Genomic DNA, 24,063 nt, shown 5'->3' on the forward strand with positions numbered 1-24,063 from the left:
GCCGTGATCGGGCGTGCAAGGCCGTTGCTGAACGGGATTGGGTTGGGCTGATGAAGTCAGCCTTCGTGATCTTCCCAATCGCGGGTGCGCTCGATGGCTTTCTTCCAGCCCGCGTACAGCTTTTCTTTCTGCGTATCATCCAGTTGCGGGCTGAATTCGCGTTCGATGATCGCCTTGTCACGCAACTCGTCGAGGCTGCTCCAGAAGCCACAGGCCAGGCCTGCCAGGTAGGCGGCGCCGAGGGCGGTGGTTTCGCGCATTTTCGGACGCTCCACGCAGGTGCCGAGAATGTCGGCCTGGAACTGCATGAGGAAGTTGTTGGCCACTGCACCGCCATCAACCCGCAGCTCCGAGAGTCGCTGGCCGCAGTCGTGCTGCATGGCGTCGAGCACATCGCGGGTCTGGTAGGCGATCGATTCCAGGGCGGCACGGATGATGTGGTCGACCTTGACGCCTCGGGTGAGGCCGAACAGGGCGCCGCGGGCGTACGGGTCCCAGTAGGGTGCGCCGAGGCCGGTGAAGGCCGGTACCAGGTAGACGCCATTGCTGTCCTTCACCTTGCTGGCGAAGTACTCGGTGTCGAGCGCGTCGTTGACGATCTTCAGCTCGTCGCGCAGCCACTGGACCGTGGAACCACCGTTGAACACTGCGCCTTCGAGGGCGTAGGCCACTTCGCCGCGAGGGCCGCAGGCGATGGTGGTGAGCAGGCCGTGAGACGAGGTGACGGCCTTGTCGCCGGTGTTCATCAGCAGGAAGCAGCCGGTGCCATAGGTATTCTTGGCCTGGCCCGGCTCCACGCACATCTGGCCGAACAGCGCCGACTGCTGGTCGCCGGCGATACCGGCGATGGCGATACCGCTCTTGGTGTGGCCGTAGACCTCCGACGACGGGCGCACCTGGGGCAGCATCTGCCGCGGGATGCCGAGAATGTCCAGCAGCTTGTCATCCCATTGCAGGGTGTGAATGTTGAACATCAGCGTGCGTGAGGCGTTGGTGTAGTCGGTGACGTGCACCTTGCCGCCAGAGAATTTCCAGATCAGCCAGCTGTCGACGGTGCCGAACAACAGTTCGCCACGTTCGGCACGCTCGCGGGCACCTTCGACGTTGTCGAGGATCCACTTGAGCTTGGTGCCGGAGAAGTACGGGTCGGTGACCAGGCCGGTGGTTTCGCGGATGTACTGTTCGTGGCCGTCACGCTTGAGCTGGGCGCAGATCTCGGTGCTGCGACGGCACTGCCAGACGATGGCGTTGTATACCGGGCGACCGGTTTCCTTGTCCCACACCACAGTGGTTTCACGCTGGTTGGTGATACCGATCGCCGCCACCTGGGCGTGGCTCAGACCTGCCTGCGCCAGGGCCTCGACCATGGTCGCGCTCTGCGTGGCGAAGATCTCCATCGGATCGTGTTCGACCCAGCCGGCCTGCGGATAGTGTTGGGCGAACTCGCGCTGGGAGGTGCCGACCACATTGGCGTCGCGGTCGAAGATGATCGCCCGCGAACTGGTGGTGCCCTGGTCCAGGGCGATGATGTAGTTCTTATCCTGGGTGTCTGTCATGGTCGTTGCCTTGCACGAAAAGGGAGTGAGTCAGCGCGCGGGCGAGATCCCGCAGCGCCAGCCTCAGGAAGTTTGAGTATCGCCCTGGGTAGCAGCATCTGTCTTTGGGTTTGCGGCGTCGGCCGTCGGCAGGTTGCGGGCGATCAGGACGCGATAGCCCGCGGCCCCCAGGCACGCGCCAAGGATCGGTGCGAACACCGGAACCAGGAAGTAGGGAATGTCCCGTCCACCAGTGAAGGCAATTTCGCCCCAACCCGCCAGGAATGTCATGAGTTTGGGCCCGAAATCCCGGGCCGGGTTCATCGCAAAGCCGGTGAGCGGCCCCATGGCGCTACCGATCACCGCAATCAGCAGGCCGATCAGCAGCGGTGCGGTGGCGCCACGCGGCAGGCCGTTATTGTCATCGGTGAGGGCCATGATCACGGCCATGAGGATTGCTGTGATCACCACTTCGACCAGAAATGCCTGGCCGATGGATAGCGATGGATGCGCATAGGTGGAGAACACCGACGCCAGCTCGAGGCTGGCCTGGCTGCCCCTGACCATGCCGTGCGCCTGTTCGAAATCGAAGAAAAGCGTGCTGTACAGGGTGTAGACCAGTGCCGCACCGCAGAAGGCGCCACAGATCTGGGCGAGCATATAGAAAGGCAGTTTGCGCCTGTCGAAACCGGCGAACAGGGTGAGTGCGATGCTGACTGCCGGGTTCAGGTGCGCACCGGAAACGCCGGCGCTGAGGTAGATCGCCATGCTGACGCCGACGCCCCAGATGATGCTGATTTCCCAGAGTCCGAAGCTGGCACCCGCGACCTTGAGCGCGGCCACGCAACCGGTACCGAAGAAGATGAGCAACGCAGTACCCAGGAACTCGGCCATGCACTGGCCGGAAAGTGTTGGTTGTCGTAGAGCTGTCGTCATGTAGGACCTTCGGTTCTTGTTGTTCTGAGGCGCAGGACGCCCGGCTGTCGACGCCGGTTGTCCATCCCCATGAACGACCGGCGAGTGTACGAATGTGCACTGTTTATGTGCGTGTTTCTTCAGAAACGAAAAAATATAGACAAGAAACGCTGATGTCAAAGGTCGAAAGTGAACCATCGGCCACATTCTGACCCGCGAACAGGATCCTGCCTGCACAGGTCCGGTGCACGCCCCGACGTGCGCTGGCTGGCCTCCGGGATTTACCCTAAAGTAGCCGGCACGCCGTCATCGACTGGAGCTGTACATGACCCCCGCACTCGACCTGCTGAAGAAGGCGCGCGCCGAACATCGCGTGCTCAGCTACGAACACGATCCCAAATCCGCCTCCTATGGCCTGGAAGCCGCCGAGAAGCTCGGGCTCGATCCGCAGCGGGTATTCAAGACACTGCTGGCCAGCAGCGAAAAAGGTGAGTTGCTGGTGGCGGTGGTGCCGGTGATCGGCACGCTGGACCTCAAGGCGCTCGCCCAGGCTGCCGGGGTCAAGAAGTGCGAGATGGCCGACCCTGCCGCAGCCCAGCGGGCCACGGGATATCTGGTCGGTGGTATCAGCCCTCTGGGGCAAAAGAAACGCCTGCGCACCTTCATCGATGAGTCGGCGCAGCAGTTCGACAGCATTCATGTCAGCGCCGGACGGCGCGGGCTGGAAGTGGAGCTGGCAGCAGCAGTGCTGGCCGAGCATACCCAGGGCAGGTTTGCCGGGATCGGCAGAGGCTGAGGGCGCGCAGCAGAGCGCCTTCAGGTCGCCGAACTGTAGCGGCGTACGCCGTTCTCCTGGGCCTGCAATTGCGCCGCGACACTGCCCGGTACGGCGAACAGCACCAGATGGTCAGCCGCGACGGCGATGCCTACGTCCTGGCCGACCTGGTGATCGACATGACTGGGGAAAATCGCCTCCAGTTGGCTACCGGTGGGCAGTTCCAGACGATAGAGCGTCGAGGCGCCCAGGAAACTCTTGCCATTGATACGCGCGCGCAGCGTGCTGTCCGGTGCGTGCACGATGTCGTCCGGGCGCAGGAGGACGTCCACTGAACTGCCTACTGGCATCAAGTAGGCGCGATTGCCGCGCAGTTCCCCGAGCTCGGTGTTCACTGCTTCCGGGCTGCTCATCTGGCCGCGGATGAAGTAGCCCTGGCCGATGAAACTGGCCACGAACGGCGTCTGGGGCTCGTGATAGAGGTTGTAGGGCGTATCCCATTGTTCCAGGCGACCTTCCTTGAATACGCCGACATGATCGCTGACGGCGAAGGCTTCTTCCTGGTCGTGGGTGACCAGGATTGCGCTGGTGCCACGGCTCTTGAGAATGTCGCGGACCTCGTGGCTCAGGCGTCGGCGCAGCTCCACGTCGAGGTTGGAGAACGGCTCGTCGAGCAGCAGCAACTGCGGCTCTGGCGCCAGCGCGCGGGCCAGGGCGACACGCTGCTGCTGGCCGCCGGAAAGTTCGTGAGGATAGCGTGCGCCCAGCCCGCCGAGCTTGACCAGCTCGAGCATTTCATTGACCACTTCGCCTTGGCGTGGATGTTTGCCGATGCCGAAAGCGATGTTCTGTGCCACGGTCAGGTGCGGGAACAGCGCGTAGTCCTGGAATACCATGCCGATCCGGCGTTTTTCCGGGGCGAGGGTGAAGCCTGCACGGGAGATGACGTCTCCGGCCAGCTGGATCTCGCCGTCATGCACCGGCTCGAAGCCGGCGATGGCGCGCAGGGTGGTGGTTTTGCCGCAACCCGATGAACCCAGCAGGCAACCGATGTCGCCTGCGTTCAGGTGCAGATTGAGGTTCTGGACGATGCGCTGCTCGCCATAGCCGCAGGCGAGGTTGCGCAGATTGAGCAGCAGGGGTTGACTCATGCGTGGTGGTAAGCCGGTTCTACAAGGAATTCAAGAAGAGCCTTCTGTGCATGCAGGCGGTTCTCGGCCTGGTCCCAGGCGACCGAACGTGGGTCGTCTAGCAGGTCCTGGCTGATCTCCTCACCGCGGTGAGCGGGCAGGCAGTGCATGAACAGGGCGTCGGGTGCCGCCAGGTCGAGCAGCTCGCGGGTGACCTGGTAAGGCGCGAAATGCGCCAGGCGCCGTGCAGTTTCCTCTTCCTGGCCCATGGAAGTCCAGACATCCGTGGTCACCAGGTGCGCGCCGCGTACCGCTTCCTTCGGATCACGGATGATCCGTACGTGCTCGCCACCGAGTTCGAGGAAGCGTGGATCGGGCTCGTAGCCCTCCGGGCAAGCGATGTGCAGCTGGAAATCGAACTGGCGGGCAGCCTCGATGTAGGAGTTGCACATATTGAAGCCATCACCGATCCAGGCCACGGTCTTACCCTGGATCGAGCCGCGGTGTTCGACGAAGGTCTGCATGTCCGCCAGCAGTTGGCAGGGGTGCGATTCGTCGGACAGACCGTTGATCAACGGCACCTTCGAGTGCGCAGCGAATTCGGTCAGCGTGCTGTGGGCATGGGTGCGGATCATTACCGCGTCGACCATGCTCGAGAGCACGATGGCGCTGTCGCTGATCGGCTCGCCGCGACCCAGCTGGGTGTCGCGCGGGGACAGGAAGATCGCCTGGCCGCCGAGCTGGATCATGCCCGCTTCGAACGATACGCGGGTGCGGGTCGAGGACTTCTCGAAGATCATCCCCAGCACGCGGTTCTTCAGGGGTTCGAAGAGCACGCCTCGCTTGCGCAGGTCCTTCAGCTCGATGCCTCGACGGATCACGCCGAGCAATTCGTCAGCGGTGAAATCCAGCAGGGAGAGAAAGTGCCTGGTGCTCATGATTGACTACCTTATCTGCAACGGTTTGCAGGTCGACCGTATGGTTTTTTTTGACAACGGGAGTGACCTGCGGCGTAAGCCGCACGGGGCGGACGGAATAGGGAAAGGCGCAATACTATAATTAAATGTCGCCTGAAACCAAGAGGGGAAACAGCGGGGCTGTTTCAAAGGGTGTCGTAAACCCTTGTGGAAGGTCTGTTTTTTATTTTCTACAGGGGTTTGTACACGGCTTGACGGGGCTTTGGCAAACGCCGTGTCGCGAATCGTGTGCCTGATGACGCCCGATTCACGTGACTAAGCGGCGTGGCATCGGTGGGCGGCCGGGGGCATAGTCAGCGCTTCCAGAACAACAAGGCAGAGGCGGCCATGACCAAGACCCTGCATCACCGTGCTTGTCACCTGTGCGAGGCAATCTGCGGCCTCAGCATCGAAGTCAGCCATGCGCCCGACGGGCGGGCGTCGATCAGCGCGATCAAGGGCGATCCGCAGGACCCGTTCAGCCGTGGGCACATCTGTCCGAAGGCGGTGGCGCTGCAGGACATCCAGGAAGACCCTGACCGCTTGCGCCAGCCTCATCGGCGCGTGGGGGAGCGCTGGGAGCCGATCACCTGGGAAGAGGCCTTCGCGCTGGCTGCGGAACGCTTGTGGAGCATCCAGCAGGCGCACGGGCGCAATGCCGTGGCGGTCTACCAGGGCAATCCCAGCGTGCACAATTACGGCCTGATGACTCACAGCAACTACTTTTTGGGGCTGCTCAAGACGCGCAACCGGTTTTCCGCCACCTCCGTCGACCAGTTGCCCCAGCACCTGACCAGCCACCTGATGTATGGTCATGGCCTGCTGCTGCCGATCCCGGATATCGACCACACCGATTTCATGCTCATCCTTGGCGGCAATCCATTGGCGTCCAACGGCAGCATCATGACCGTGCCGGACGTGGAAAAGCGCTTGAAGGCGCTGCGCGCGCGCGGCGGGCGACTCGTGGTGATCGACCCCCGACGCAGTGAAACGGCGGCGATGGCCGACCAGCACCTGTTCATCCGTCCTGGCGGTGATGCCGCGCTGCTGTGTGGTCTGCTCAATACCTTGTTCAGCGAAAACCTGGCGCGTGGCTCGCACCTGCCGGTCAATGGGCTTGAGCAGGTGCGCGAGGCGATCGCGCCCTTCACGGCGCAGGCCATGAGTCCGCTTTGCGGCATCGAAGCTGGGCAGATTCGCCAGTTGGCGCGAGATTTCGCCGCGGCCGGCAGTGCCGTGTGCTACGGGCGCATGGGCGTCTCCACCCAGACCTTTGGCACGCTTTGCCATTGGTTGGTGCAACTGGTCAACCTGGTTACCGGCAACCTCGACCGCCAAGGTGGTGCACTGTGCACCGAGCCTGCGGTTGACCTGGTCGCCAGCACCTCGGGCGGTCATTTCAACCAGTGGCAGAGTCGGGTTTCGGGCCTCCCGGAGTACGGCGGGGAGCTGCCGGTTGCAGCGTTGGCCGAGGAAGTGCTGACACCCGGCGAAGGGCAGGTGAGGGCGCTGGTGACCGTCGCCGGCAACCCGGTGCTGTCCACTCCCAATGGTCGCCAGCTCGATGGGGCTCTTGCGGGTCTTGAGTTCATGCTCAGCATCGACCTGTACATCAATGAAACCACTCGCCACGCCGACCTGATCCTGCCCTCCACGTCGGCACTGGAAAACGATCACTACGACAGCACCTTCAACCTGCTGGCAGTGCGTAACGTCACCCGCTTCAATCGGGCTATCCTGGCCAAGCCTGAGGGGGCGCTGCATGATTGGGAGATCTTTGTCGGGCTGGCCCGGGCGTTCGCCGAGCGTGCGGCGCTCGAGCTCAAGCCGACCCTGCCTCCAGCGCAGATGATCGATCTGGCGCTGCGCAAGGGGCCACGTGGTGAGGCGTCGTCCTGGGGGCTGTCACTGCAGGTGTTGGACCAGCATCCCCATGGTCTTGACCTGGGGCCGTTGCAGCCAAACCTCGCAACCCGCTTGCGCACTCCGGCCCAGGCGGTGGAGGCCGCACCGCAGGTGCTGCTCGACGATCTGCAGCGCCTGGCCCGGCAGGTGCCGATGGAGTCCGACCAGTTGCTGCTGATCGGGCGCCGGCATGTGCGCAGCAACAATTCCTGGATGCACAACTACCATCGCCTGGTCAAAGGCAAGCCCCGCCACCAGTTGCTGATGCATCCGCAGGACTTGCAGCAGCGCCAGCTGGAGGACGGGCAGTGGGTGAGGGTTCGCTCGCGTACCGGTAGTCTGGAGGTGCAGGTGCTTGCCAGTGAGGAGGTAATGCCGGGAGTGGTCAGCCTTCCACATGGCTACGGGCACGGTCGCCAGGGGGTACGTTTGCAGATCGCCCACGCCCAACCGGGAGTGAGCGCCAATGACCTGACCGATGAATTGCTGCGCGATGCGTTGTCGGGCAATGCCGCGCTCAATGGCGTGCCGGTGCAGGTGGAGGCGGCTTGATTGCGAAATGGACCTGCTCAACGCCCCAGGTCCATTACCAAGCACGACACTCGGCTTTCCGATACAATGCCTCACCGTGCCGACGACCGTGTCGGAAAGTTCAGCCGAGGTGCTCCATGGATATCATCGAAACAATCAAAGAGCAGATTGCCAACAACACCATTCTGCTTTACATGAAAGGCTCGCCGAATGCCCCGCAGTGCGGCTTCTCGGCCCGTGCTTCGCAGGCTGTGATGGGTTGTGGCGAGAAATTCGCCTACGTCGACATCCTGCAGAACCCGGAAATTCGCGCCAACCTGCCCAAGTATGCCAACTGGCCAACCTTCCCTCAGCTGTGGGTGGGTGGTGAGCTGGTGGGTGGCAGCGACATCGTGCTGGAGATGTTCGAGAAGGGTGAGCTGCAGACCCTGATCAAGGACGCAGCCGCCAAGGCCAAGGCTTCCGAGGCCTGATCCAGGTTTTTCGCCGGCATGAAAAAGCCCCGCCTAGGCGGGGCTTTTTCATGGGTGCTATCCAGGGAGGCTTATTCTTCGCCCATCTGCGACTGCAGGTAGTTCTCGATGCCGATCTTGTCGATCAGGCCCAACTGGGTTTCCAGCCAGTCGATGTGCTCTTCCTCGGACTCCAGGATGTCTTCGAGCAACTCGCGCGAGCCGAAGTCGCCGACCGTTTCGCAGTGCGCGATGGCGGCTTTCAGGTCAACCAGGCCTTTCTGCTCGATCTTCAGGTCGCACTCGAGCATTTCCTTGGTGTGCTCGCCGATCAGCAGCTTGCCCAGGTCCTGGACGTTGGGGATGCCTTCGAGGAAGAGAATACGCTTGATCAGCTTGTCAGCGTGCTTCATCTCGTCGATGGATTCCTTGTACTCGTGCTTGCCGAGCTTGTTCAGGCCCCAATCTTCGTACATGCGTGCGTGCAGGAAGTACTGGTTGATCGCGACCAGCTCGTTTCCGAGGATCTTGTTGAGATGCTGGATGACGCTTACGTCGCCTTTCATGATCGGGTTCCTGCCCTGTAGAAGTGTGCCAATACAGGAAGTTTGAGCCCGACAACTTCGCGTGTCAAACCTAAGCTCTTGAATAATAAGTGAAAATTAATAGGAATAAGAATGTTTGTGAACCGCGTTCGAAGGCTAACTTATTGAATTACAGGCATAAAAAAACCGGACGCGAGGTCCGGTTCTTCGAAATCGGTTGTTTCAGGCGGCGTTAAATTCTACCGGGTAAGGCAGGGCGGCCTGTTGGCTGAGCTGGAGATCGGTCAATGTTTCGCGGACCACCTGCTTGGCGAGACACGCACACTTGCCGCACTGGCTGGCGACGTTGGTGGCGGCACGGACTTCCTTGTAGCTGCAGCATCCTTCGTAGATCGCATCACGGATCTGTCCATCGGTCACGCCGACGCAGAGACATACATACATAAGGTCAGGCCATCGCTGGTTGAGTCGATGGAGTGGAGCTTAATGGTAATGAGAATGCTTGTCAAAGCACTTGAAGAAAGCTTCATCTTCCCGCGACCGATGGTTCGATTCGGTCTGTCACGATAAGCCGTGTATGATGGTCGGCCTTTGTTGGATGCCGGGCGTGCCAGCCTCGCCCGGGCAACGGTTTTTCACCATCATCAGGAGATAACGAATGAGCGTGCTCGTTGGTAAACAAGCCCCGGACTTCACCGTTCCAGCCGTGCTGGGCAACGGCGAGATCGTCGACAGCTTCAACCTGGCTTCGGCCATCAAGGGCAAGTACGGCCTGGTGTTCTTCTACCCGCTGGACTTCACCTTCGTCTGCCCGTCCGAGCTGATCGCCCTGGACAACCGTATTCCTGACTTCGAAGCCCGTGGCGTGGAAGTGATCGGCGTTTCGATCGACTCGCACTTCACCCACAACGCCTGGCGTAACACCCCGGTCAACAACGGCGGTATCGGTCAGGTCAAGTACACCCTGGCTGCCGACATCACCCACGAAATCTGCAAGGCCTACGACGTCGAGTCCGAAGGCGGCGTAGCTTTCCGTGGCGCCTTCCTGATCGACAAGAACGGTGTTGTCCGTTCGCAGATCGTCAACGACCTGCCACTGGGCCGCAACATGGATGAACTGCTGCGTCTGGTCGACGCCCTGCAATTCCACGAAGAGCACGGCGAAGTCTGCCCGGCCAACTGGAAGAAAGGCGACAAGGGCATGAACGCTTCGCCAGAAGGTGTTGCGGCGTACCTGAGCGAGAACGCTGGCAAGCTGTAATCGCCACGCGTAAAAAAAAACCGGCCCATGTGGCCGGTTTTTTTGTGTCTGGTGTCCAAGGAGCGCTGAGCGCTCCCGGATTTCGACTCAGTCGTTGAAGTCGCGCCAGCCGCCCATCTCTTTCCAGCGGTTGACGATCCCGCAGAACAGCTCGGCGGTCTTCTCGGTGTCGTAACGTGCCGAATGCGCCTCGCGCCCATCGAAGTCGATGTCGGCACTCTGGCAGGCCCGAGCCAGTACGGTCTGGCCATAGGCCAGGCCGGCCAGCGTCGCGGTGTCGAAGCTGGAGAACGGGTGGAAGGGGTTGCGCTTGAGATCGTTGCGCGCCACTGCCGCGTTGAGGAAACCCAGGTCGAAGCTGCTGTTGTGGCCAACCAGGATCGCCCGCTTGCAACCATTGGCCTTCAACGCTTTGCGCACGCCGCGGAAGATGTCGGTAAGCGCGCTTTCTTCGCTCACGGCCATGCGTAGTGGGTGGTCCAGCTTGATGCCGGTGAACTCCAGCGCCGCCGCTTCGATATTCGCGCCTTCGAAAGGCTCGACACGGTAGAAGTAGGTGTGTTCCGGGAACAGGAAGCCCTTCTCGTCCATACCGATGGTGACGGCGGCGATTTCCAGCAGCGCGTCGGTGGCACTGTTGAAACCGCCGGTCTCGACGTCCACTACCACGGGCAGGTAGCCGCGGAAACGCTCGGCCATCGGGTGGCGCGAGCTGCTGCTTACCTGACCGTCCTGGTCGTCATCGTAAAGGTCTTCGCTCACGCGTTGTCCTCCAGCAGGCGCCAGCGCAGCGTTTCGCCAGCGCGCAGCGGAACCACGGTGGTGTCGCCGAACGGCAGGCTCGCCGGGGCGGTCCAGTCCTCGCGTACCAGGGTGATGGTGTCGGTGTTTGCCGGCAGGCCATAGAACGCCGGGCCGTGCAGGCTGGCGAAACCTTCCAGTTTGTCCAGGGCATTACGCTGCTCGAAGGCTTCGGCGTACAGCTCGATGGCCGCGTAGGCGGTGTAGCAGCCGGCGCAGCCGCAGGCAGCTTCCTTGGCGTGCTTGGCGTGTGGCGCCGAATCGGTGCCGAGGAAGAATTTCGGGTTGCCGCTGGTGGCCGCGTCAAGCAATGCCACCTGGTGGGTGTTGCGCTTGAGGATCGGCAGGCAATAGAAGTGTGGGCGGATACCGCCGACCAGCATGTGGTTGCGGTTGTACAGCAAATGCTGGGCGGTGATGGTGGCGCCGACGTTGGCGGGCGCCTCGGCGACGAACTGCGCGGCATCGCTGGTGGTGATGTGCTCGAACACTACCTTGAGCGTCGGGAAACGTTCGACCAGGCGACGCATGTGCTCGTCGATGAAGCGCTTTTCGCGATCGAACACGTCGATCTCCGAGCGCGTCACTTCACCGTGGACCAGCAGCGGCAGGCCGACCTCGGCCATTGCTTCGATCGCCGGGAAAATATTGTCGATGCTGGTCACGCCCGAATCGGAGTTGGTCGTGGCACCGGCCGGGTAGAGCTTGGCGGCGTAGACGATGCCGCTGGCCTTGGCTGCACGAATGTCCTCGGGGCTGGTACGGTCGGTCAGGTACAGCACCATCAGCGGCTCGAAGCGGCTGCCCGTCGGACGGGCGGCGAGGATGCGCTGGCGGTAGGCGTCGGCTTCGGTGGCGTTGCGTACCGGCGGAACCAGGTTGGGCATGATGATGGCGCGGGCAAAGGTGCGCGCCACGTCGCCGACGGTATGTTGCAGCACAGCACCATCGCGCAGATGGATGTGCCAGTCGTCGGGACGCAGGAGGGTCAGGCGATCGGACATTGGGGTTTCCAGGCGGTTCGAACTCAGGCGTCAATGCTACCGGAAAACCCAGTGGGCAGCACGGCTATCAAGTTTTCCGACGAGCGTCCGATAGCCTGCAGGTAAGCCGTCAGAATCTGTGGAGCCGCCCGTGCGCCAGCGTTACCTACTCCTGTTCAGCCTGTGTGCCAGCCTGCCGGCCGGAGCACTTACCTTCCAGACTCGCATGGAGAACATTGCCTGGAAGGTCGAGGGCGATCAGTTCGAGTGCCGGCTGATCCAGCCGATCGACGGTTTCGGCAGCGGTGAGTTCGTGCGTCGTGCAGGTGAGCAGCCGGTCTTCCAACTGCGGTCGGACAGCAATGCACTGGGCGCAGGTTCGGCAACGCTGCTGGCCGCCGCTGCCCCTTGGCAGCCCGGGCGTGGCGACATCAACTTGGGGGCGGTGCGCATGGGCCGCAATGGCGTGCTGTTCAGCACTTCGCAGGGCCAGGCCAGCCGCTTGATCAATGGTCTGCTGGACGGTCGCAGCACCGTGGTGCGCAACTACGCCGGCGAGGGCGGGCGGCCGATGGAGGTGCATGTACTGCCGGTGAGTTTCGCCAAGGCCTACAGCGACTATCAATTGTGTGCCGCCAAACTCCTGCCGATGAACTATGACCAGATTCGCCAGACCCAGGTGCCGTTCCCCGGCACCGGTTTCGATCTGGACAGTGCGGCGCGCGCGCGCCTGGACGTGATACTCGATTATCTGAAGGCCGACCCATCGGTCAACCACATCGAGCTTGACGGTCACTCCGACAACAGCGGTAACCGCCTGACCAATCGCGACGCTTCGCGCCGTCGCGCGCTGGCGGTGGCTGAATACCTCAAGGCCCATGGTGTGCCTGAAGAGCAGATCACCGTACGTTTCCATGGCGAGCGCTACCCGCTGGCCAAGAACAATACAGCCGCCAACCGCGCCCGCAATCGCCGGGTCAACATCCAGCTCGACCGTGTCACGCCGATCGAGAAACCTACAGAAAAGCCTCGCGATGCGACACCTGCCGCCCCGGCGCAGCCGGCGGCCGCTACGCCGGCCAGCGTGCCTGCGGCATTGCCGGCGGGTGCGAAGAAAGTCTGACTGCGACCACGGGTCGCGCTCGCGACATTTCCTGTCGCTTTGTCATCACAAGCTGTCGCGCCACTGTAAATTCCCCCGCGAGATCGGTAGAATCGACGGCTTTCCGTACAACCCCGTGGAGTGATGGCATGGCGGACGTAAAAAAGGTCGTACTGGCGTATTCCGGCGGCCTTGATACTTCGGTGATTCTCAAGTGGCTGCAAGACACCTACAACTGTGAAGTGGTGACCTTCACCGCAGATCTTGGCCAGGGTGAAGAGGTCGAGCCGGCCCGTGCCAAGGCACAGGCAATGGGCGTCAAGGAAATCTACATCGACGACCTGCGCGAAGAGTTCGTGCGAGATTTCGTCTTCCCGATGTTCCGCGCCAACACCGTGTATGAAGGCGAGTACCTGCTGGGTACCTCCATCGCCCGTCCGCTGATCGCCAAGCGCCTGATCGAAATCGCCAACGAAACCGGCGCTGACGCCATTTCCCACGGCGCCACCGGCAAGGGTAACGACCAAGTGCGTTTCGAGCTGGGGGCCTACGCGCTCAAGCCAGGTGTCAAGGTCATCGCACCATGGCGTGAGTGGGACCTGCTGTCCCGCGAAAAACTCATGGACTATGCCGAGAAGCACGGCATTCCGATCGAGCGTCACGGCAAGAAGAAGTCGCCGTACTCGATGGACGCCAACCTGCTGCACATCTCCTACGAAGGCGGTGTCCTGGAAGATACCTGGACCGAGCACGAGGAAGACATGTGGCGTTGGAGCGTCTCTCCGGAGAACGCCCCTGACCAGGCCACCTACATCGAGCTGACCTACCGCAATGGCGACATCGTCGCCATCGACGGCGTCGAGAAGACCCCGGCCACCGTGCTCGCAGACCTCAACCGCATCGGCGGCGCCAACGGCATCGGTCGCCTGGACATCGTCGAGAACCGCTACGTCGGCATGAAGTCGCGCGGCTGCTACGAGACGCCTGGCGGCACCATCATGCTGCGTGCTCACCGCGCCATCGAGTCCATCACGCTGGACCGCGAAGTCGCTCACCTCAAAGATGAGCTGATGCCCAAGTACGCCAGCCTGATCTACACCGGCTACTGGTGGAGCCCCGAGCGCCTGATGCTGCAGCAGATGATCGACGCTTCGCAGACCAATGTGAACGGTGTCGTCCGCCTGAAGCTGTACAAGGGCAATGTCACCGTGGTGGGTCGCAAGTCGGATGACTCGCTGTTCGACGCCAACATCGCGACCTTCGAGGAAGACGGCGGCGCCTACAACCAGGCCGATGCCGCCGGCTTCATCAAGCTCAACGCACTGCGCATGCGCATTGCCGCCAACAAGGGCCGTTCGTTGCTCTGAGTTTTGGCAGGTTGTGAAAAACCCGGCCCTTGTTGGCCGGGTTTTTTTTTGCCCTTCTGTACCTACAGCGCAACCTTTTCTCCTTTCTTGATGGCACGCACCGACAGTTGGATGCAGGAGTGGGCGCTCAGGTTATAGAGCGTCCAGCGCCGTTCGTGCTGTGGGGGTTTAATCAGCTCGGGCAGGATCTCGGTTTCGATGGTCTGGCGCACATCCGACCCGAACAGCGTGGCCGAGGCTGCTTCACCCTCGCCATAATCGTCGGCTGACCGATGTACGGCTCTGTGTTCCGGCGTGTAGAGCGATTCGTAGTTGAAGTTGAGGGTCAGGAAGAACAATACTGTCAGAAAGAACGGAAACCCTATTAGAAACCAGGTGTACATCACCTGGCTCTCTGGGTTCAGAAACGGTAGCGAGGCGATCGCCGATGCTTCGATGACGCTGGCGAAGATGGCGATAATTCCCAAGGGGGTGATCTTTGCGGGATTATTCATGGCATTCGATCTCCTGGTGTCAGCGCATCTGTATCGCTTCTGGCTCCCTGTGAAAACGTTTGCTCTTTCCTCATCAGGAAAGAACACCGCTTTGCTGGCAGGGCAATAAATCTTTCTTTATCAGAAGATCGAAATGTCCCACCGCTTTGAGGCGTTATCCCCACCTGTCGCTTTTCCTGTTCATGCTAGTTTTCACGAGCATGTTGCCGAATGGATAGACATCGATTAGTGCGGCGCAATGGGTGTAGGAAGTTTCTATTAAAGATGTAAGTTTCATCTTTGAGTGCTCTCTATCAGGGAATGGCTGCGCCATTACGCTATTGGCTCGGTTATCTTGGCGTGTCAAAACTAGAATAATGGATCAATGGATATCCCATGAATAAAGTACTTATCGTGGATGATCATCCGGTCATTCGCTTGGCCGTACGTATGTTGATGGAGCGGCATGGATATGAAGTGGTGGCGGAAACGGACAATGGGGTGGATGCGCTGCAACTGACCCGAGAGTGTCTGCCGGATATCGTCGTGCTCGATATCGGTATACCCAAACTCGACGGTCTGGAAGTGATCGCACGGATGACCGCTGCAAGTCCGGGCAGCAAGGTATTGGTACTGACATCGCAGGCACCGGGGCATTTCTCCATGCGTTGCATGCAGGCCGGGGCAGCAGGTTATGTGTGCAAACAGCAGGAATTGACCGAGCTGCTCAGTGCAATCAAGGCCGTGCTGTCGGGTTACAGCTACTTTCCCAACCAGGCTTTGCACAAGACCCGCAGCGGTGTCACTGGCGGCAGTGAGACGGAGATGGTCGAACGCCTCTCAGGGCGTGAAATGATGGTATTGCAACAGTTGGCAAGGGGGCGCACGAACAAGGAAATCGCTGACAGCATGTTTCTCAGCAACAAAACTGTCAGCACCTACAAGACCCGACTGCTACTCAAGCTCAATGCCCGGTCATTGGTCGATCTGATCGAGCTGGCCCAGCGTCATGGCTTGGCCTGAAACAGAAAAGCCTCCTTTGCGGGAGGCTTTTTCGCAGCGCTACAGATCGTAATCGAAATCAGCCAGCTGCCTTTGCAGGCGCCGTTCTTCCAACAGATTGTCGATGGTGCGGCGTTTGCTGAGGTTGGTCTTCGCGGTTTCTACCTGGGGTTCGTCTTCGTCCTGCGCAGCGAAATCATCTTCGATCAGCTCGTCTTTATCGGTGCTCATGTGTCACTCCAAGCCAAAGGGCCATTGGCCGTCCTTATAGCGAGAATCACGGAGTCGGTAAAAAAGATTTTTTCAATCGAATTGGTTGGTTTTTCGCTATTGCCTCAATCGTCAGAGGTCTTGTCCCTGTACTCGCACAAGTCTTCGATCCTGCAGCTGCCGCAGCGTGGCTTGCGTGCCTGGCAGACGTAGCGCCCGTGGAGAATGAGCCAGTGGTGGGCGTCGAGCAGGTAATCCCTTGGTACGAATTTCATCAGCTTCTTCTCGACGTCCAGTACCGTCTTGCCCGGCGCGATGCCGGTGCGATTGCTGACGCGGAAGATGTGCGTATCGACCGCCATGGCCAGTTGGCCAAAGGCGGTATTGAGCACCACGTTCGCAGTCTTGCGACCGACGCCGGGCAATGCCTCTAGTGCTTCGCGCGTTTGCGGGACTTCGCTGCCGTGTTGCTCTATCAGCAAGCGGCAGGTCTCGATGACGTTCTTCGCCTTGCTGTTGTAAAGGCCGATGGTCTTGATGTATTCGCTCAAACCCTCGACCCCCAGGGCATAAATCGCCTCGGGCGTATTGGCGATAGGGTAGAGCCGCGCGGTCGCCTTGTTGACGCCGACATCCGTCGCCTGCGCGGAAAGGATGACGGCAATCAGCAGTTCGAAGGGCGTGGTATAGGCCAATTCGGTTTTTGGTTCAGGATTGTCTTCGTGCAGCCTGCGGAAGATCTCCAGGCGTTTGGCGGCATTCATGAGGTCAAAGCGTTCCTTGACGGCTTGAGGTGGCAGGGGCCGGACGCAGGCGATTGTACAAGGCCAGGAGCAGGCCGAGCAGTATCAATGCGCCGGGTGTCAGGACCGCCAGGTGGATGCCGGCACTCTGTCCCAGCCATTGTCGGCAGGCACCCAATATCAGGTACAGGCCCATCAGGCCCAGCAGATATCGGATGAGTGCCGGCCAGCGCCCAGTGTGCGGTGCCAGGGCATCCACAGCGACGCAGTGCAGGCTCAGCAGGGCAGGATAATGGCCCAGGCTCAGCGCCAGCGGGAGCGCCCAGGCGTTCAGGCCCAATTGCAGGCAGCTCGCCAGGGCGGCGGCGAGTATCAGGCTGGCGATGATCCGCGGGGCACCGATCATGCGGCGCAGAGGTCGCATCAGCGCTTGGTGGCCGAGTACCAGCAACAGGGTCGACAATCCGATTGCCAGCGCGTTCGCCAGGGTCTGGGTGGCGCCGAGCAAAGGGGCCAGGGCACTGCCCAGCAGCCAGAACCTATTCATCGGTGGTGTGCTCCAACAGACTGCTGCGGTGTGCATCGAAGTAGCGCAGGGCATCCTGCAAGGCCGCCATCACTGCGCGTGAGGTGACGGTGGCGCCGGCCAACTGGTCGAAGTCGCCTTGATCGCGTTTCACCGCCCAGTTGGCCTCTGCGCCTTGCCGGTCGAATTGCTCAATCCAGTGGCTCGCACGGTCGCCTAGTTGCCCGCCGAGCCCCGGGCTTTCTTCCTGTGCCAGCACCCGTGTCGCGATCAGGCGGCCATGGGGATCGATGGCGATCGACAGCATGATGGGGCCAGCATATCCCTGGGTCTGGCTGCGTAGCACGATGGCACTGGTAGTGCCGACCAGGGTTGCGCGGTAGCCGCCCAGTAGCCGACTGTGCTGCAGTTCGGTGTTGGTAATAGGTAGAGGCGCTTGCAGTGGATCGTTGTCGTACCGCTGTGGGGGCAGCACCGCCAGCCATTGTTGTTCTTGCAGCTCTCGTGCGGCATCGGCAATGGGCGCAGATGTCCACTGCCGCCAGACCAGGGTGGCGGCGACGGCCAAAACGGCGGCCAAGGCAAGGTAGAGCAGGTCGCGCAGCCTCGCGTTCATGGTGTGAGGGCCTGGCGCCGGGCTGCAAGGCGATCGAGCGCCGGTGCTCCCAGGTTCATCAGCAGTACGGCGAAAGCCGTGCCGTCGGGGTAGCTGCCCCAGGTGCGTATCAAGTAGATCAGCAGCCCGCAGCCGATGCCGAACAACAGGCGGGCTAGCGGCAGGCGAGGGCCGGACACTGGTTCGGTGGCGATGAAGAAGGCCGCCAGCATGGTCGATCCGCTGAACAGGTGCAGCAACGGTGAGCCGTGAGAGTCCGACCCCGAGCCGTTCCAGAACAGCAGGCTGACGACGAGTAGCGCACCCAGTAGCCCCGCTGGGGCATGCCAGGTGAACACGCGGCGCTGCAGGAGAAAGATGCCGCCCAGCAGGAATGCCAGGTTCAGCCATTCGCTGATGCGCCCACCGAGGTTACCGAAGCCGGGGTTGCTGGCGAACAGCTCGTCGACAGTCAGGCTGCGGTTGTGGCGCAGCACGTCGAGTACCGTGGGGCCGGCCCAGGCATCGATCTGCGAGCCGTCGCCTAATACCAGGCCCAGGCTGTCTGCCAGTTGGAGGTTGCCCGTCGGCCAGTGGGTCATTTGCAGCGGGAAGCTCAGCAGCACGAAGGCGTATCCCAGCATGGCCGGGTTGAACGGATTGCGGCCGACGCCGCCGAATGCGTGCTTGCCCAGGGGGATCGCCACCAGCACCGCGGTCATCGGCAGCCACCAGGGAGCCAGGGTGGGCAGGGCGATCGCCAGCAGCACGGCGCTGACCAGCGCGCTGCCGTCGCTGAGGAAAGGGCGTATTGGCTGGCCACGCAGATACAGCGATACCGCCTCGCAGGTCAGTGCCGTTGCGCTGCACAACAGCAGGTTGAGCAGCACGCCCCAGCCCTGCAACCAGAGCAGGCATAGCAGGCCAGGGACACAGGCCAGCAGCACCTGGCCCATGGCATTGCGCTGGCGGCTGTCAGGCGCCTGCATGGCCCGGTCCGACCAGTAGCGCATCGAGCTGTTGCTGCGCCTTCTGCGCTGCCGCCTCCAGTCGCTGGACCTGCGCATGCTGTGCCTGGTCCGCTGTCGCGCCCAGGGCGCCACGCGCGGCGTTCAACTGAGCACGGCTCATGGCCGCAGCGATCTTGGCCCGTTTCAGCGCGCTCTCCTGATCAGCCCCTTGCGTGCCGGTGATGCGCTGAACTCGGGCTTGGCGCTCGGCCTGGCGGCGCGTTTCTTCGCGCTGCAGACGCAGGGTTCGTTGTTCGTGGCGCAGCCGTGCCTGATTGCGACGATGGCTGCGAGCGACCAAATGCTCGGCGGTCTGCGCCAGTCCACCGACGATCGGCACCAGGTTGTCCGGCAGTGGCAGCAGCTCGATGCAGTCGACCGGGCAGGGCGCCAGGCACAGGTCGCAGCCGGTGCATTCGCTGGCGATCACGGTATGCATCAGCTTGCTGGCACCAACGATGGCATCTACCGGGCAGGCCTGGATGCACTTGGTGCAGCCGATGCACTCGGCTTCGCGGATGAAGGCGACCTGCGCTGGCGCCGCGCGGCGCTCGGGGGCCGGGGCGATCACTGGCACCTGCAGCAGTTGGGCCAGGGCGGCGATGGTTTCGCTGCCGCCAGGCGGGCATTTGTTGATCGCTTCGCCCGCCGCCAGGCCTTCTGCGTAAGGTCGACAGCCTGCGTGATCGCATTTGCCACACTGGGTCTGCGGTAGCAGGGCGTCGATGTGGTGAATCAGGTTCATTGTGTGAACAGTCCATTGAGGCCAGAAAAGGCCATGGCCATGACTCCGGCACTGATCAGCTCGATCGGCAGGCCGCGAAAAGCGCGGGGAACATCAGGATGATCGAGACGCTGGCGCAGGTCGTCGAACAATGCCAGTGCCAGCCAGAACCCCATTCCCAGGCCTAGCGCCCAGGCGCCAGTAGCGGCTGAGCTGGATTGCGATGTGGCCAAGTGCAACAGCAAGCCTAGCACCGCGACATTACCCAGCAGCAGCGGCGCCAGGTTCTGTAACGGCCAATGAGGGCGCAGGCGCGCCAGTGCCGTTGGGATGCCCCACGCCAGCAGCGCCAGCAATGGCAACGCCAGCAACAGTTGCAGCCCTGCCAGCTGCGGCTGGCGCAGCAACAGGGCCACGGGCACCATCAACAGCATCGACAGTGCGCTGCACAGGCCGAGCAGGTGCAGGCGTGCACGGTCGGGCGTGCCGCTGTGCAGGATCAGGTGATTGACCAGCGCGGCGCTGACCAGAACCAGGACGAAATCGCTCATGGAGGTGCCGAGGGCCGGGGATGGAACGATTATCCGGCAGGGAGCAGGCATTGGAAATGCCCAAAGAGGAGGCAAGCCAGGGGATCGCCGGACGATCCCCTGGGCAAGAAGGTCTTACTTGATACGCTGACCTGGCTTGGCGCCGCTGTCCGGGCTCAGCAGGTAGATCTCTTCACCGCCAGGGCCGGCGGCCATGACCATGCCTTCGGAAACACCAAAGCGCATTTTCCGAGGTTTGAGGTTGGCTACCATCATCGTCAGTCGGCCTTCGAGCTTCGATGGGTCCGGGTACGCCGACTTGATGCCGGAGAACACGTTGCGACGCTCGTCGCCGATGTCGAGGGTGAGTTGCAGCAGCTTGTCGGCACCGGCCACGGCCTCGGCCTTGACGATCAGCGCCACGCGCAGGTCGACGGCGGCGAAGGTGTCGAACTCGATCTCGGCCGACAGCGGGTCCTTCTCCAGCTCGCCGTTGCCGGCCGGCGCCTTGCCTTCGGCGGCCAGCAGGTCTTCCTTGCTGGCGGCGACCATGGCTTCGACTTTGGCTGGCTCGATGCGGCTCATCAGGGCCTTGAACGGGTTCAGCTTGTGGTTTTCCAGGCGCGACTGCAGGTCGTTCCACTCAAGCGGTGCGACGTTGAGGAAGGCCTCGGCGTCGGCGGCCAGCACTGGAAGTACCGGCTTGAGGAAGATCACCAGCTGGCGGAACAGGTTGATGCCCTGGGCGCAGATGGCCTGGACTTCATCCTGCTTGCCTTCCTGCTTGGCCAGCGACCACGGTGCCTTGTCGGCGATCCAGGCGTTGGCGCGGTCGGCCAGGGCCATGATTTCGCGCATGGCACGGCCAAAGTCACGGGCCTCGTAGGCTTCGGCGATCGAGGGTGCGGCGGTCAGGAAGGCTTCGGTCAGCTCCGGTGCGGCGTCGCCAGCAACCATTACGCCTTCATTGCCCTTGTGGATGAAGCCTGCGCAGCGGCTGGCAATGTTGACCACCTTGCCCACCAGGTCGGAGTTGACCTTCTGCACGAAGTCCTCGAGGTTCAAGTCGAGATCGTCGACCCCACGGCCCAGCTTGGCTGCGTAGTAGTAACGCAGGTACTCGGGCTGCAGGTGGTCGAGGTAGGTGCGCGCCTTGATGAAGGTGCCGCGAGACTTGGACATTTTCGCGCCGTTGACCGTCAGGTAGCCGTGCACGTTGACGGCAGTCGGCTTGCGGAAACCTGCACCTTCGAGCATGGCGGGCCAGAAGAGCGCGTGGAAGTTGACGATGTCCTTGCCGATGAAGTGATACAGCTCGGCTTTGGAGTCTGCGTTCCAGAACGCGTCGAAGTCCAGCTCCGGGCGGCGGTCACAGAGGTTCTTGAAGCTCGCCATGTAGCCGATCGGCGCATCCAGCCAGACATAGAAGTACTTGCCCGGCTCGCCCGGAATCTCGAAGCCGAAGTACGGTGCGTCACGGGAAATGTCCCACTCCTGCAGACCGGAATCCAGCCACTCGGCGAGTTTGTTGGCGACCGCATCCTGCAAGGTGCCACTGCGTGTCCACTGCTGCAGCATGGCCTGGAAATCGGGCAGCTTGAAGAAGAAGTGCTGGGAGTCGCGCAGTACTGGCGTGGCACCCGAAATCGCCGACTTGGGGTTCTTCAGCTCGGTGGGGGCATAGGTGGCACCGCACTTCTCGCAGTTGTCGCCATACTGGTCCTCGGTCCCGCACTTGGGGCAGGTGCCCTTGATGAAGCGGTCGGCCAGGAACATGCCCTTCTCGGGGTCGTAGTACTGGGTCACGGAGCGATTGGCGATGTGCCCGGCTTCACGCAGGCGCGTGTAGATCAGGCTCGACAGCTCGCGGTTCTCTTCGCTGTGGGTGGAGTGGAAGTTATCGAACTCGACCAGGAAGTCGGCGAAGTCACTGCTGTGCTCGGCCTGGACGTTGGCAATCAACTGCTCGGGCGTGATGCCTTCTTTCTCTGCGCGCAGCATGATCGCCGAACCGTGGGCGTCGTCGGCGCAGACATAGATGCACTGGTTGCCACGCAGTTTCTGGAAGCGTACCCACATGTCCGTCTGGATGTACTCAAGCATATGGCCAAGATGGATGGATCCATTGGCATAGGGCAGGGCGCTGGTGACGAGAATCTGGCGTGGCTCGGACATGGTGGCTCGGCTACTTATCTGGCGACGGGTAAAAATTGAGGATGATCGGCCACTATAAAGGGCTGGGAAATATATTTCACCCCGCACACGCATCTGCTGACGGTTGACGGGTTAGCATAGGCGCCTGATTCACTTTTTTCGGAATGCCACGGGAGTCTCCATGAGTGCCGTCACACGTGCCGCCATTGAAGGCGTGCTTCGCCAGTACACCGACCCCTACCTGAACCAGGACCCGGTCAGCGCCGGTTGCGTGCGGGCGATCGACATTCAAGGTGGGCAGGTCAGTGTGCAGTTGCAGCTGGGCTATGCCGCTGCACTGTTTCGCAACGGCTGGGCTCAGGTATTGCAAACGGCGATCGAGAACCTCGAAGGCGTGACGTCGGCACAGGTGAGCATCGATACGCTGATCGCCACGCACAAGGCCCAGGCCCAGGTGCCTGCGCTGGCCAATGTGAAGAATGTCATTGCCGTGGCTTCGGGCAAGGGCGGCGTCGGCAAGTCGACCACTGCCGCCAACCTGGCCTTGGCCCTGGCTCGCGAGGGCGCGAGGGTCGGTATTCTCGATGCGGACATCTACGGCCCAAGCCAGGGTGTGATGTTCGGGATCCCCGAAGGCACCCGCCCGCAGATTCGCGAGCAGAAGTGGTTCGTGCCGATCAAGGCCCATGGCGTCGAGGTGATGTCGATGGCGTTCCTGACCGACGACAACACACCGATGGTCTGGCGTGGCCCGATGGTTTCCGGCGCCTTGCTGCAACTGGTGACCCAGACCGCCTGGGACGACCTCGACTACCTGGTGATCGACATGCCGCCGGGCACTGGCGACATTCAACTGACCCTGGCGCAGAAAGTGCCGGTAGCCGGTTCCGTGATCGTCACCACCCCGCAGGACCTGGCGCTGCTGGATGCGAAGAAGGGTGTCGAGATGTTCCGCAAGGTCAACATCCCGGTCCTCGGTGTGGTGGAGAACATGGCGGTGCACATCTGCTCGAACTGCGGTCATGCCGAGCACCTGTTCGGTGAAGGTGGCGGTGAGAAGCTGGCGGCGCAGTATGGCGTAGAGTTGCTGGCGTCGTTGCCGCTGTCGATGCTGATTCGCGAGCAGGCAGACAGCGGCAAGCCGACAGCGATCGCCGAGCCGGAAAGCCAGATTGCCATGGTCTACCAGGAGCTGGCCCGTCAGGTGGGGGCTCGGATCGTGCTACAGGAAGCGGCGGCGCCGGCAATGCCGAGCATCACCATCAGCGAGGACTGATCCGCTGCTGGCCAACCCCGTGTAGCAGCAACTGTCTTGCTCAAAATCTAAAGACCAGCCCAAATCCCTGTGGGGGCGGCGGTTCGCCGCTGCGACTGGTCCCGCGAACACGGGCGTAGCCCGTGCCAGGCAACGCGGTGTCTTTTTCGCGGGCAAGCCCGCTCTTACAGGCACCGCTCCTACGCTGGGGCACAAAAAAACCCGCCGGAAGGCGGGTTTTTTTTGAAAGCGAGGAAGCTAAATCGACTTAGGCGATTTGAACTTCTTCAGCCTGCATGCCTTTCTGGCCGCGGGTAGCGACGAAAGTAACAGCCTGGCCTTCTTTCAGGGTTTTGAAGCCGTCAGCCTGGATGGCTTTGAAGTGTACGAACAGGTCGTCACCCGACTGAGGAGTGATGAAGCCGTAGCCCTTCTCATCGTTGAACCACTTAACAACACCGGATTGGCGATTGGACATGTGTCTGTCTCCTTGGACAAAGTAGATTTCGGCTCAGGAATTGCCCTGGCCGGGACTGAGTGCAAAGAGAGCGGAAAATTCAGCGATGGGCCGATCAGGATCGTG

At 61.7% G+C, this 24,063-nt stretch carries 26 protein-coding genes; 8 read left to right on the forward strand and 18 right to left on the reverse strand.

Translation table 11 applies throughout. The features are described 5' to 3' along the window. Positions 1 to 56 precede the first annotated feature (56 nt). Positions 57 to 1,556, reverse strand: a complete 1,500-nt coding sequence (glpK, locus tag ACNFHO_RS19535) for a glycerol kinase GlpK (RefSeq protein WP_063543426.1) — start codon at positions 1,554 to 1,556, stop codon at positions 57 to 59. A gap of 63 nt (positions 1,557 to 1,619) precedes the next feature. Beyond that, positions 1,620 to 2,471 carry an MIP/aquaporin family protein gene (locus ACNFHO_RS19540; RefSeq protein ID WP_054891800.1) on the reverse strand — a complete coding sequence of 284 codons (852 nt, stop codon included), beginning with the start codon at positions 2,469 to 2,471 and terminating at the stop codon, positions 1,620 to 1,622. A 304-nt stretch (positions 2,472 to 2,775) separates the two neighbouring features. Here ACNFHO_RS19540 and ybaK point away from each other — a divergent pair, with 304 nt between their 5' ends. Further along, on the forward strand, positions 2,776 to 3,246 hold the full coding sequence (gene ybaK / locus ACNFHO_RS19545) for a Cys-tRNA(Pro) deacylase (RefSeq protein ID WP_063543428.1): 471 nt from the start codon (positions 2,776 to 2,778) through the stop codon (positions 3,244 to 3,246). A 20-nt stretch (positions 3,247 to 3,266) separates the two neighbouring features. Here ybaK and ACNFHO_RS19550 read toward each other — a convergent pair whose 3' ends face one another. Together ACNFHO_RS19550 and argF are read right to left on the reverse strand one after the other, a co-directional pair. Beyond that, positions 3,267 to 4,376 carry an ABC transporter ATP-binding protein gene (locus tag ACNFHO_RS19550; RefSeq protein WP_414154911.1) on the reverse strand — a complete coding sequence of 370 codons (1,110 nt, stop codon included), beginning with the start codon at positions 4,374 to 4,376 and terminating at the stop codon, positions 3,267 to 3,269. Continuing rightward, the gene (gene argF, locus ACNFHO_RS19555) at positions 4,373 to 5,293 is read right to left on the reverse strand and encodes an ornithine carbamoyltransferase (protein ID WP_054891797.1); all 921 of its coding nucleotides are present in this window, start codon (positions 5,291 to 5,293) and stop codon (positions 4,373 to 4,375) included. Before argF ends, ACNFHO_RS19550 begins: the two co-directional genes overlap by 4 nt. 366 nt (positions 5,294 to 5,659) lie before the next feature. On the opposite strand from argF, the gene ACNFHO_RS19560 reads away from it, so the two are divergent. Both ACNFHO_RS19560 and grxD read left to right on the forward strand, forming a co-directional pair. Then, a complete protein-coding gene (locus ACNFHO_RS19560; protein WP_414154912.1) occupies positions 5,660 to 7,768 on the forward strand; it encodes a molybdopterin oxidoreductase family protein in 2,109 nt (702 codons plus the stop codon). A gap of 116 nt (positions 7,769 to 7,884) precedes the next feature. Continuing rightward, positions 7,885 to 8,220 (forward strand): Grx4 family monothiol glutaredoxin, encoded by a 336-nt coding sequence (grxD, locus tag ACNFHO_RS19565; protein WP_039575941.1) that lies wholly within the window; start codon positions 7,885 to 7,887, stop codon positions 8,218 to 8,220. A gap of 71 nt (positions 8,221 to 8,291) precedes the next feature. Here the strand turns inward: grxD and bfr are convergent, their stop codons facing one another. Both bfr and ACNFHO_RS19575 read right to left on the reverse strand, forming a co-directional pair. Then, positions 8,292 to 8,765, reverse strand: coding sequence for a bacterioferritin (gene bfr, locus ACNFHO_RS19570; RefSeq protein ID WP_054891795.1), 474 nt, complete (start codon positions 8,763 to 8,765; stop codon positions 8,292 to 8,294). Positions 8,766 to 8,966: 201 nt separating this feature from the next. Continuing rightward, positions 8,967 to 9,188: a bacterioferritin-associated ferredoxin gene (locus ACNFHO_RS19575; protein WP_063543432.1), complete on the reverse strand. Its 222-nt coding sequence runs from the start codon at positions 9,186 to 9,188 to the stop codon at positions 8,967 to 8,969. 214 nt (positions 9,189 to 9,402) lie between these two features. On the opposite strand from ACNFHO_RS19575, the gene ACNFHO_RS19580 reads away from it, so the two are divergent. Then, positions 9,403 to 10,005 (forward strand): peroxiredoxin, encoded by a 603-nt coding sequence (locus ACNFHO_RS19580; protein WP_054891793.1) that lies wholly within the window; start codon positions 9,403 to 9,405, stop codon positions 10,003 to 10,005. 87 nt (positions 10,006 to 10,092) lie between these two features. Here the strand turns inward: ACNFHO_RS19580 and rnt are convergent, their stop codons facing one another. Next, positions 10,093 to 10,767 carry a ribonuclease T gene (gene rnt / locus ACNFHO_RS19585; protein WP_054891792.1) on the reverse strand — a complete coding sequence of 225 codons (675 nt, stop codon included), beginning with the start codon at positions 10,765 to 10,767 and terminating at the stop codon, positions 10,093 to 10,095. Next, positions 10,764 to 11,810 (reverse strand): dihydroorotase, encoded by a 1,047-nt coding sequence (gene pyrC / locus ACNFHO_RS19590; protein WP_323454636.1) that lies wholly within the window; start codon positions 11,808 to 11,810, stop codon positions 10,764 to 10,766. Before pyrC ends, rnt begins: the two co-directional genes overlap by 4 nt. Before the next feature lie 130 nt (positions 11,811 to 11,940). Between pyrC and ACNFHO_RS19595 the strand changes: the two genes are divergently transcribed. Beyond that, positions 11,941 to 12,912, forward strand: coding sequence for a flagellar protein MotY (locus ACNFHO_RS19595; RefSeq protein WP_153774006.1), 972 nt, complete (start codon positions 11,941 to 11,943; stop codon positions 12,910 to 12,912). Positions 12,913 to 13,040: 128 nt separating this feature from the next. Beyond that, the gene (locus ACNFHO_RS19600) at positions 13,041 to 14,258 is read left to right on the forward strand and encodes an argininosuccinate synthase (protein WP_054891789.1); all 1,218 of its coding nucleotides are present in this window, start codon (positions 13,041 to 13,043) and stop codon (positions 14,256 to 14,258) included. 62 nt (positions 14,259 to 14,320) lie between these two features. On the opposite strand, the gene ACNFHO_RS19605 is transcribed toward ACNFHO_RS19600, so the two are convergent. Beyond that, complete coding sequence (locus tag ACNFHO_RS19605; RefSeq protein ID WP_416767112.1) at positions 14,321 to 14,752, reverse strand: hypothetical protein; 432 nt, start codon at positions 14,750 to 14,752, stop codon at positions 14,321 to 14,323. A gap of 375 nt (positions 14,753 to 15,127) precedes the next feature. On the opposite strand from ACNFHO_RS19605, the gene ACNFHO_RS19610 reads away from it, so the two are divergent. Continuing rightward, the gene (locus tag ACNFHO_RS19610; RefSeq protein WP_054925636.1) at positions 15,128 to 15,754 is read left to right on the forward strand and encodes a response regulator transcription factor; all 627 of its coding nucleotides are present in this window, start codon (positions 15,128 to 15,130) and stop codon (positions 15,752 to 15,754) included. A gap of 39 nt (positions 15,755 to 15,793) precedes the next feature. On the opposite strand, the gene ACNFHO_RS19615 is transcribed toward ACNFHO_RS19610, so the two are convergent. The 8 genes from ACNFHO_RS19615 to metG form a co-directional block, all read right to left on the reverse strand. Next, positions 15,794 to 15,964: a PA3496 family putative envelope integrity protein gene (locus ACNFHO_RS19615; RefSeq protein ID WP_204360753.1), complete on the reverse strand. Its 171-nt coding sequence runs from the start codon at positions 15,962 to 15,964 to the stop codon at positions 15,794 to 15,796. Positions 15,965 to 16,068: 104 nt separating this feature from the next. Beyond that, positions 16,069 to 16,707 (reverse strand): endonuclease III, encoded by a 639-nt coding sequence (nth, locus tag ACNFHO_RS19620; protein WP_054891785.1) that lies wholly within the window; start codon positions 16,705 to 16,707, stop codon positions 16,069 to 16,071. A 4-nt stretch (positions 16,708 to 16,711) separates the two neighbouring features. Next, the gene (locus ACNFHO_RS19625) at positions 16,712 to 17,233 is read right to left on the reverse strand and encodes an Rnf-Nqr domain containing protein (RefSeq protein ID WP_416767113.1); all 522 of its coding nucleotides are present in this window, start codon (positions 17,231 to 17,233) and stop codon (positions 16,712 to 16,714) included. After that, entirely contained in the window at positions 17,226 to 17,828 is a 603-nt protein-coding gene (locus ACNFHO_RS19630) for an RnfABCDGE type electron transport complex subunit G (RefSeq protein ID WP_414154914.1), read from the reverse strand. The genes ACNFHO_RS19625 and ACNFHO_RS19630 overlap by 8 nt, the downstream gene beginning before the upstream one ends. Continuing rightward, complete coding sequence (locus ACNFHO_RS19635) at positions 17,825 to 18,796, reverse strand: RnfABCDGE type electron transport complex subunit D (RefSeq protein WP_416767140.1); 972 nt, start codon at positions 18,794 to 18,796, stop codon at positions 17,825 to 17,827. Before ACNFHO_RS19635 ends, ACNFHO_RS19630 begins: the two co-directional genes overlap by 4 nt. After that, positions 18,783 to 19,562, reverse strand: a complete 780-nt coding sequence (locus tag ACNFHO_RS19640) for an RnfABCDGE type electron transport complex subunit B (protein WP_416767114.1) — start codon at positions 19,560 to 19,562, stop codon at positions 18,783 to 18,785. The genes ACNFHO_RS19635 and ACNFHO_RS19640 overlap by 14 nt, the downstream gene beginning before the upstream one ends. Continuing rightward, on the reverse strand, positions 19,559 to 20,092 hold the full coding sequence (locus ACNFHO_RS19645) for an Rnf-Nqr domain containing protein (protein WP_416767115.1): 534 nt from the start codon (positions 20,090 to 20,092) through the stop codon (positions 19,559 to 19,561). Before ACNFHO_RS19645 ends, ACNFHO_RS19640 begins: the two co-directional genes overlap by 4 nt. Before the next feature lie 114 nt (positions 20,093 to 20,206). After that, positions 20,207 to 22,246: a methionine--tRNA ligase gene (gene metG, locus ACNFHO_RS19650; protein WP_416767116.1), complete on the reverse strand. Its 2,040-nt coding sequence runs from the start codon at positions 22,244 to 22,246 to the stop codon at positions 20,207 to 20,209. A 160-nt stretch (positions 22,247 to 22,406) separates the two neighbouring features. Here metG and apbC point away from each other — a divergent pair, with 160 nt between their 5' ends. Continuing rightward, positions 22,407 to 23,501, forward strand: coding sequence for an iron-sulfur cluster carrier protein ApbC (gene apbC, locus ACNFHO_RS19655; RefSeq protein WP_063543456.1), 1,095 nt, complete (start codon positions 22,407 to 22,409; stop codon positions 23,499 to 23,501). A 247-nt stretch (positions 23,502 to 23,748) separates the two neighbouring features. On the opposite strand, the gene ACNFHO_RS19660 is transcribed toward apbC, so the two are convergent. Continuing rightward, on the reverse strand, positions 23,749 to 23,958 hold the full coding sequence (locus tag ACNFHO_RS19660; protein ID WP_003254922.1) for a cold-shock protein: 210 nt from the start codon (positions 23,956 to 23,958) through the stop codon (positions 23,749 to 23,751). Positions 23,959 to 24,063 lie beyond the last annotated feature (105 nt).

It is taken from the genome of Pseudomonas sp. NY15374 (genome assembly GCF_048068255.1).
Lineage (GTDB): Bacteria > Pseudomonadota > Gammaproteobacteria > Pseudomonadales > Pseudomonadaceae > Aquipseudomonas > Aquipseudomonas machongensis.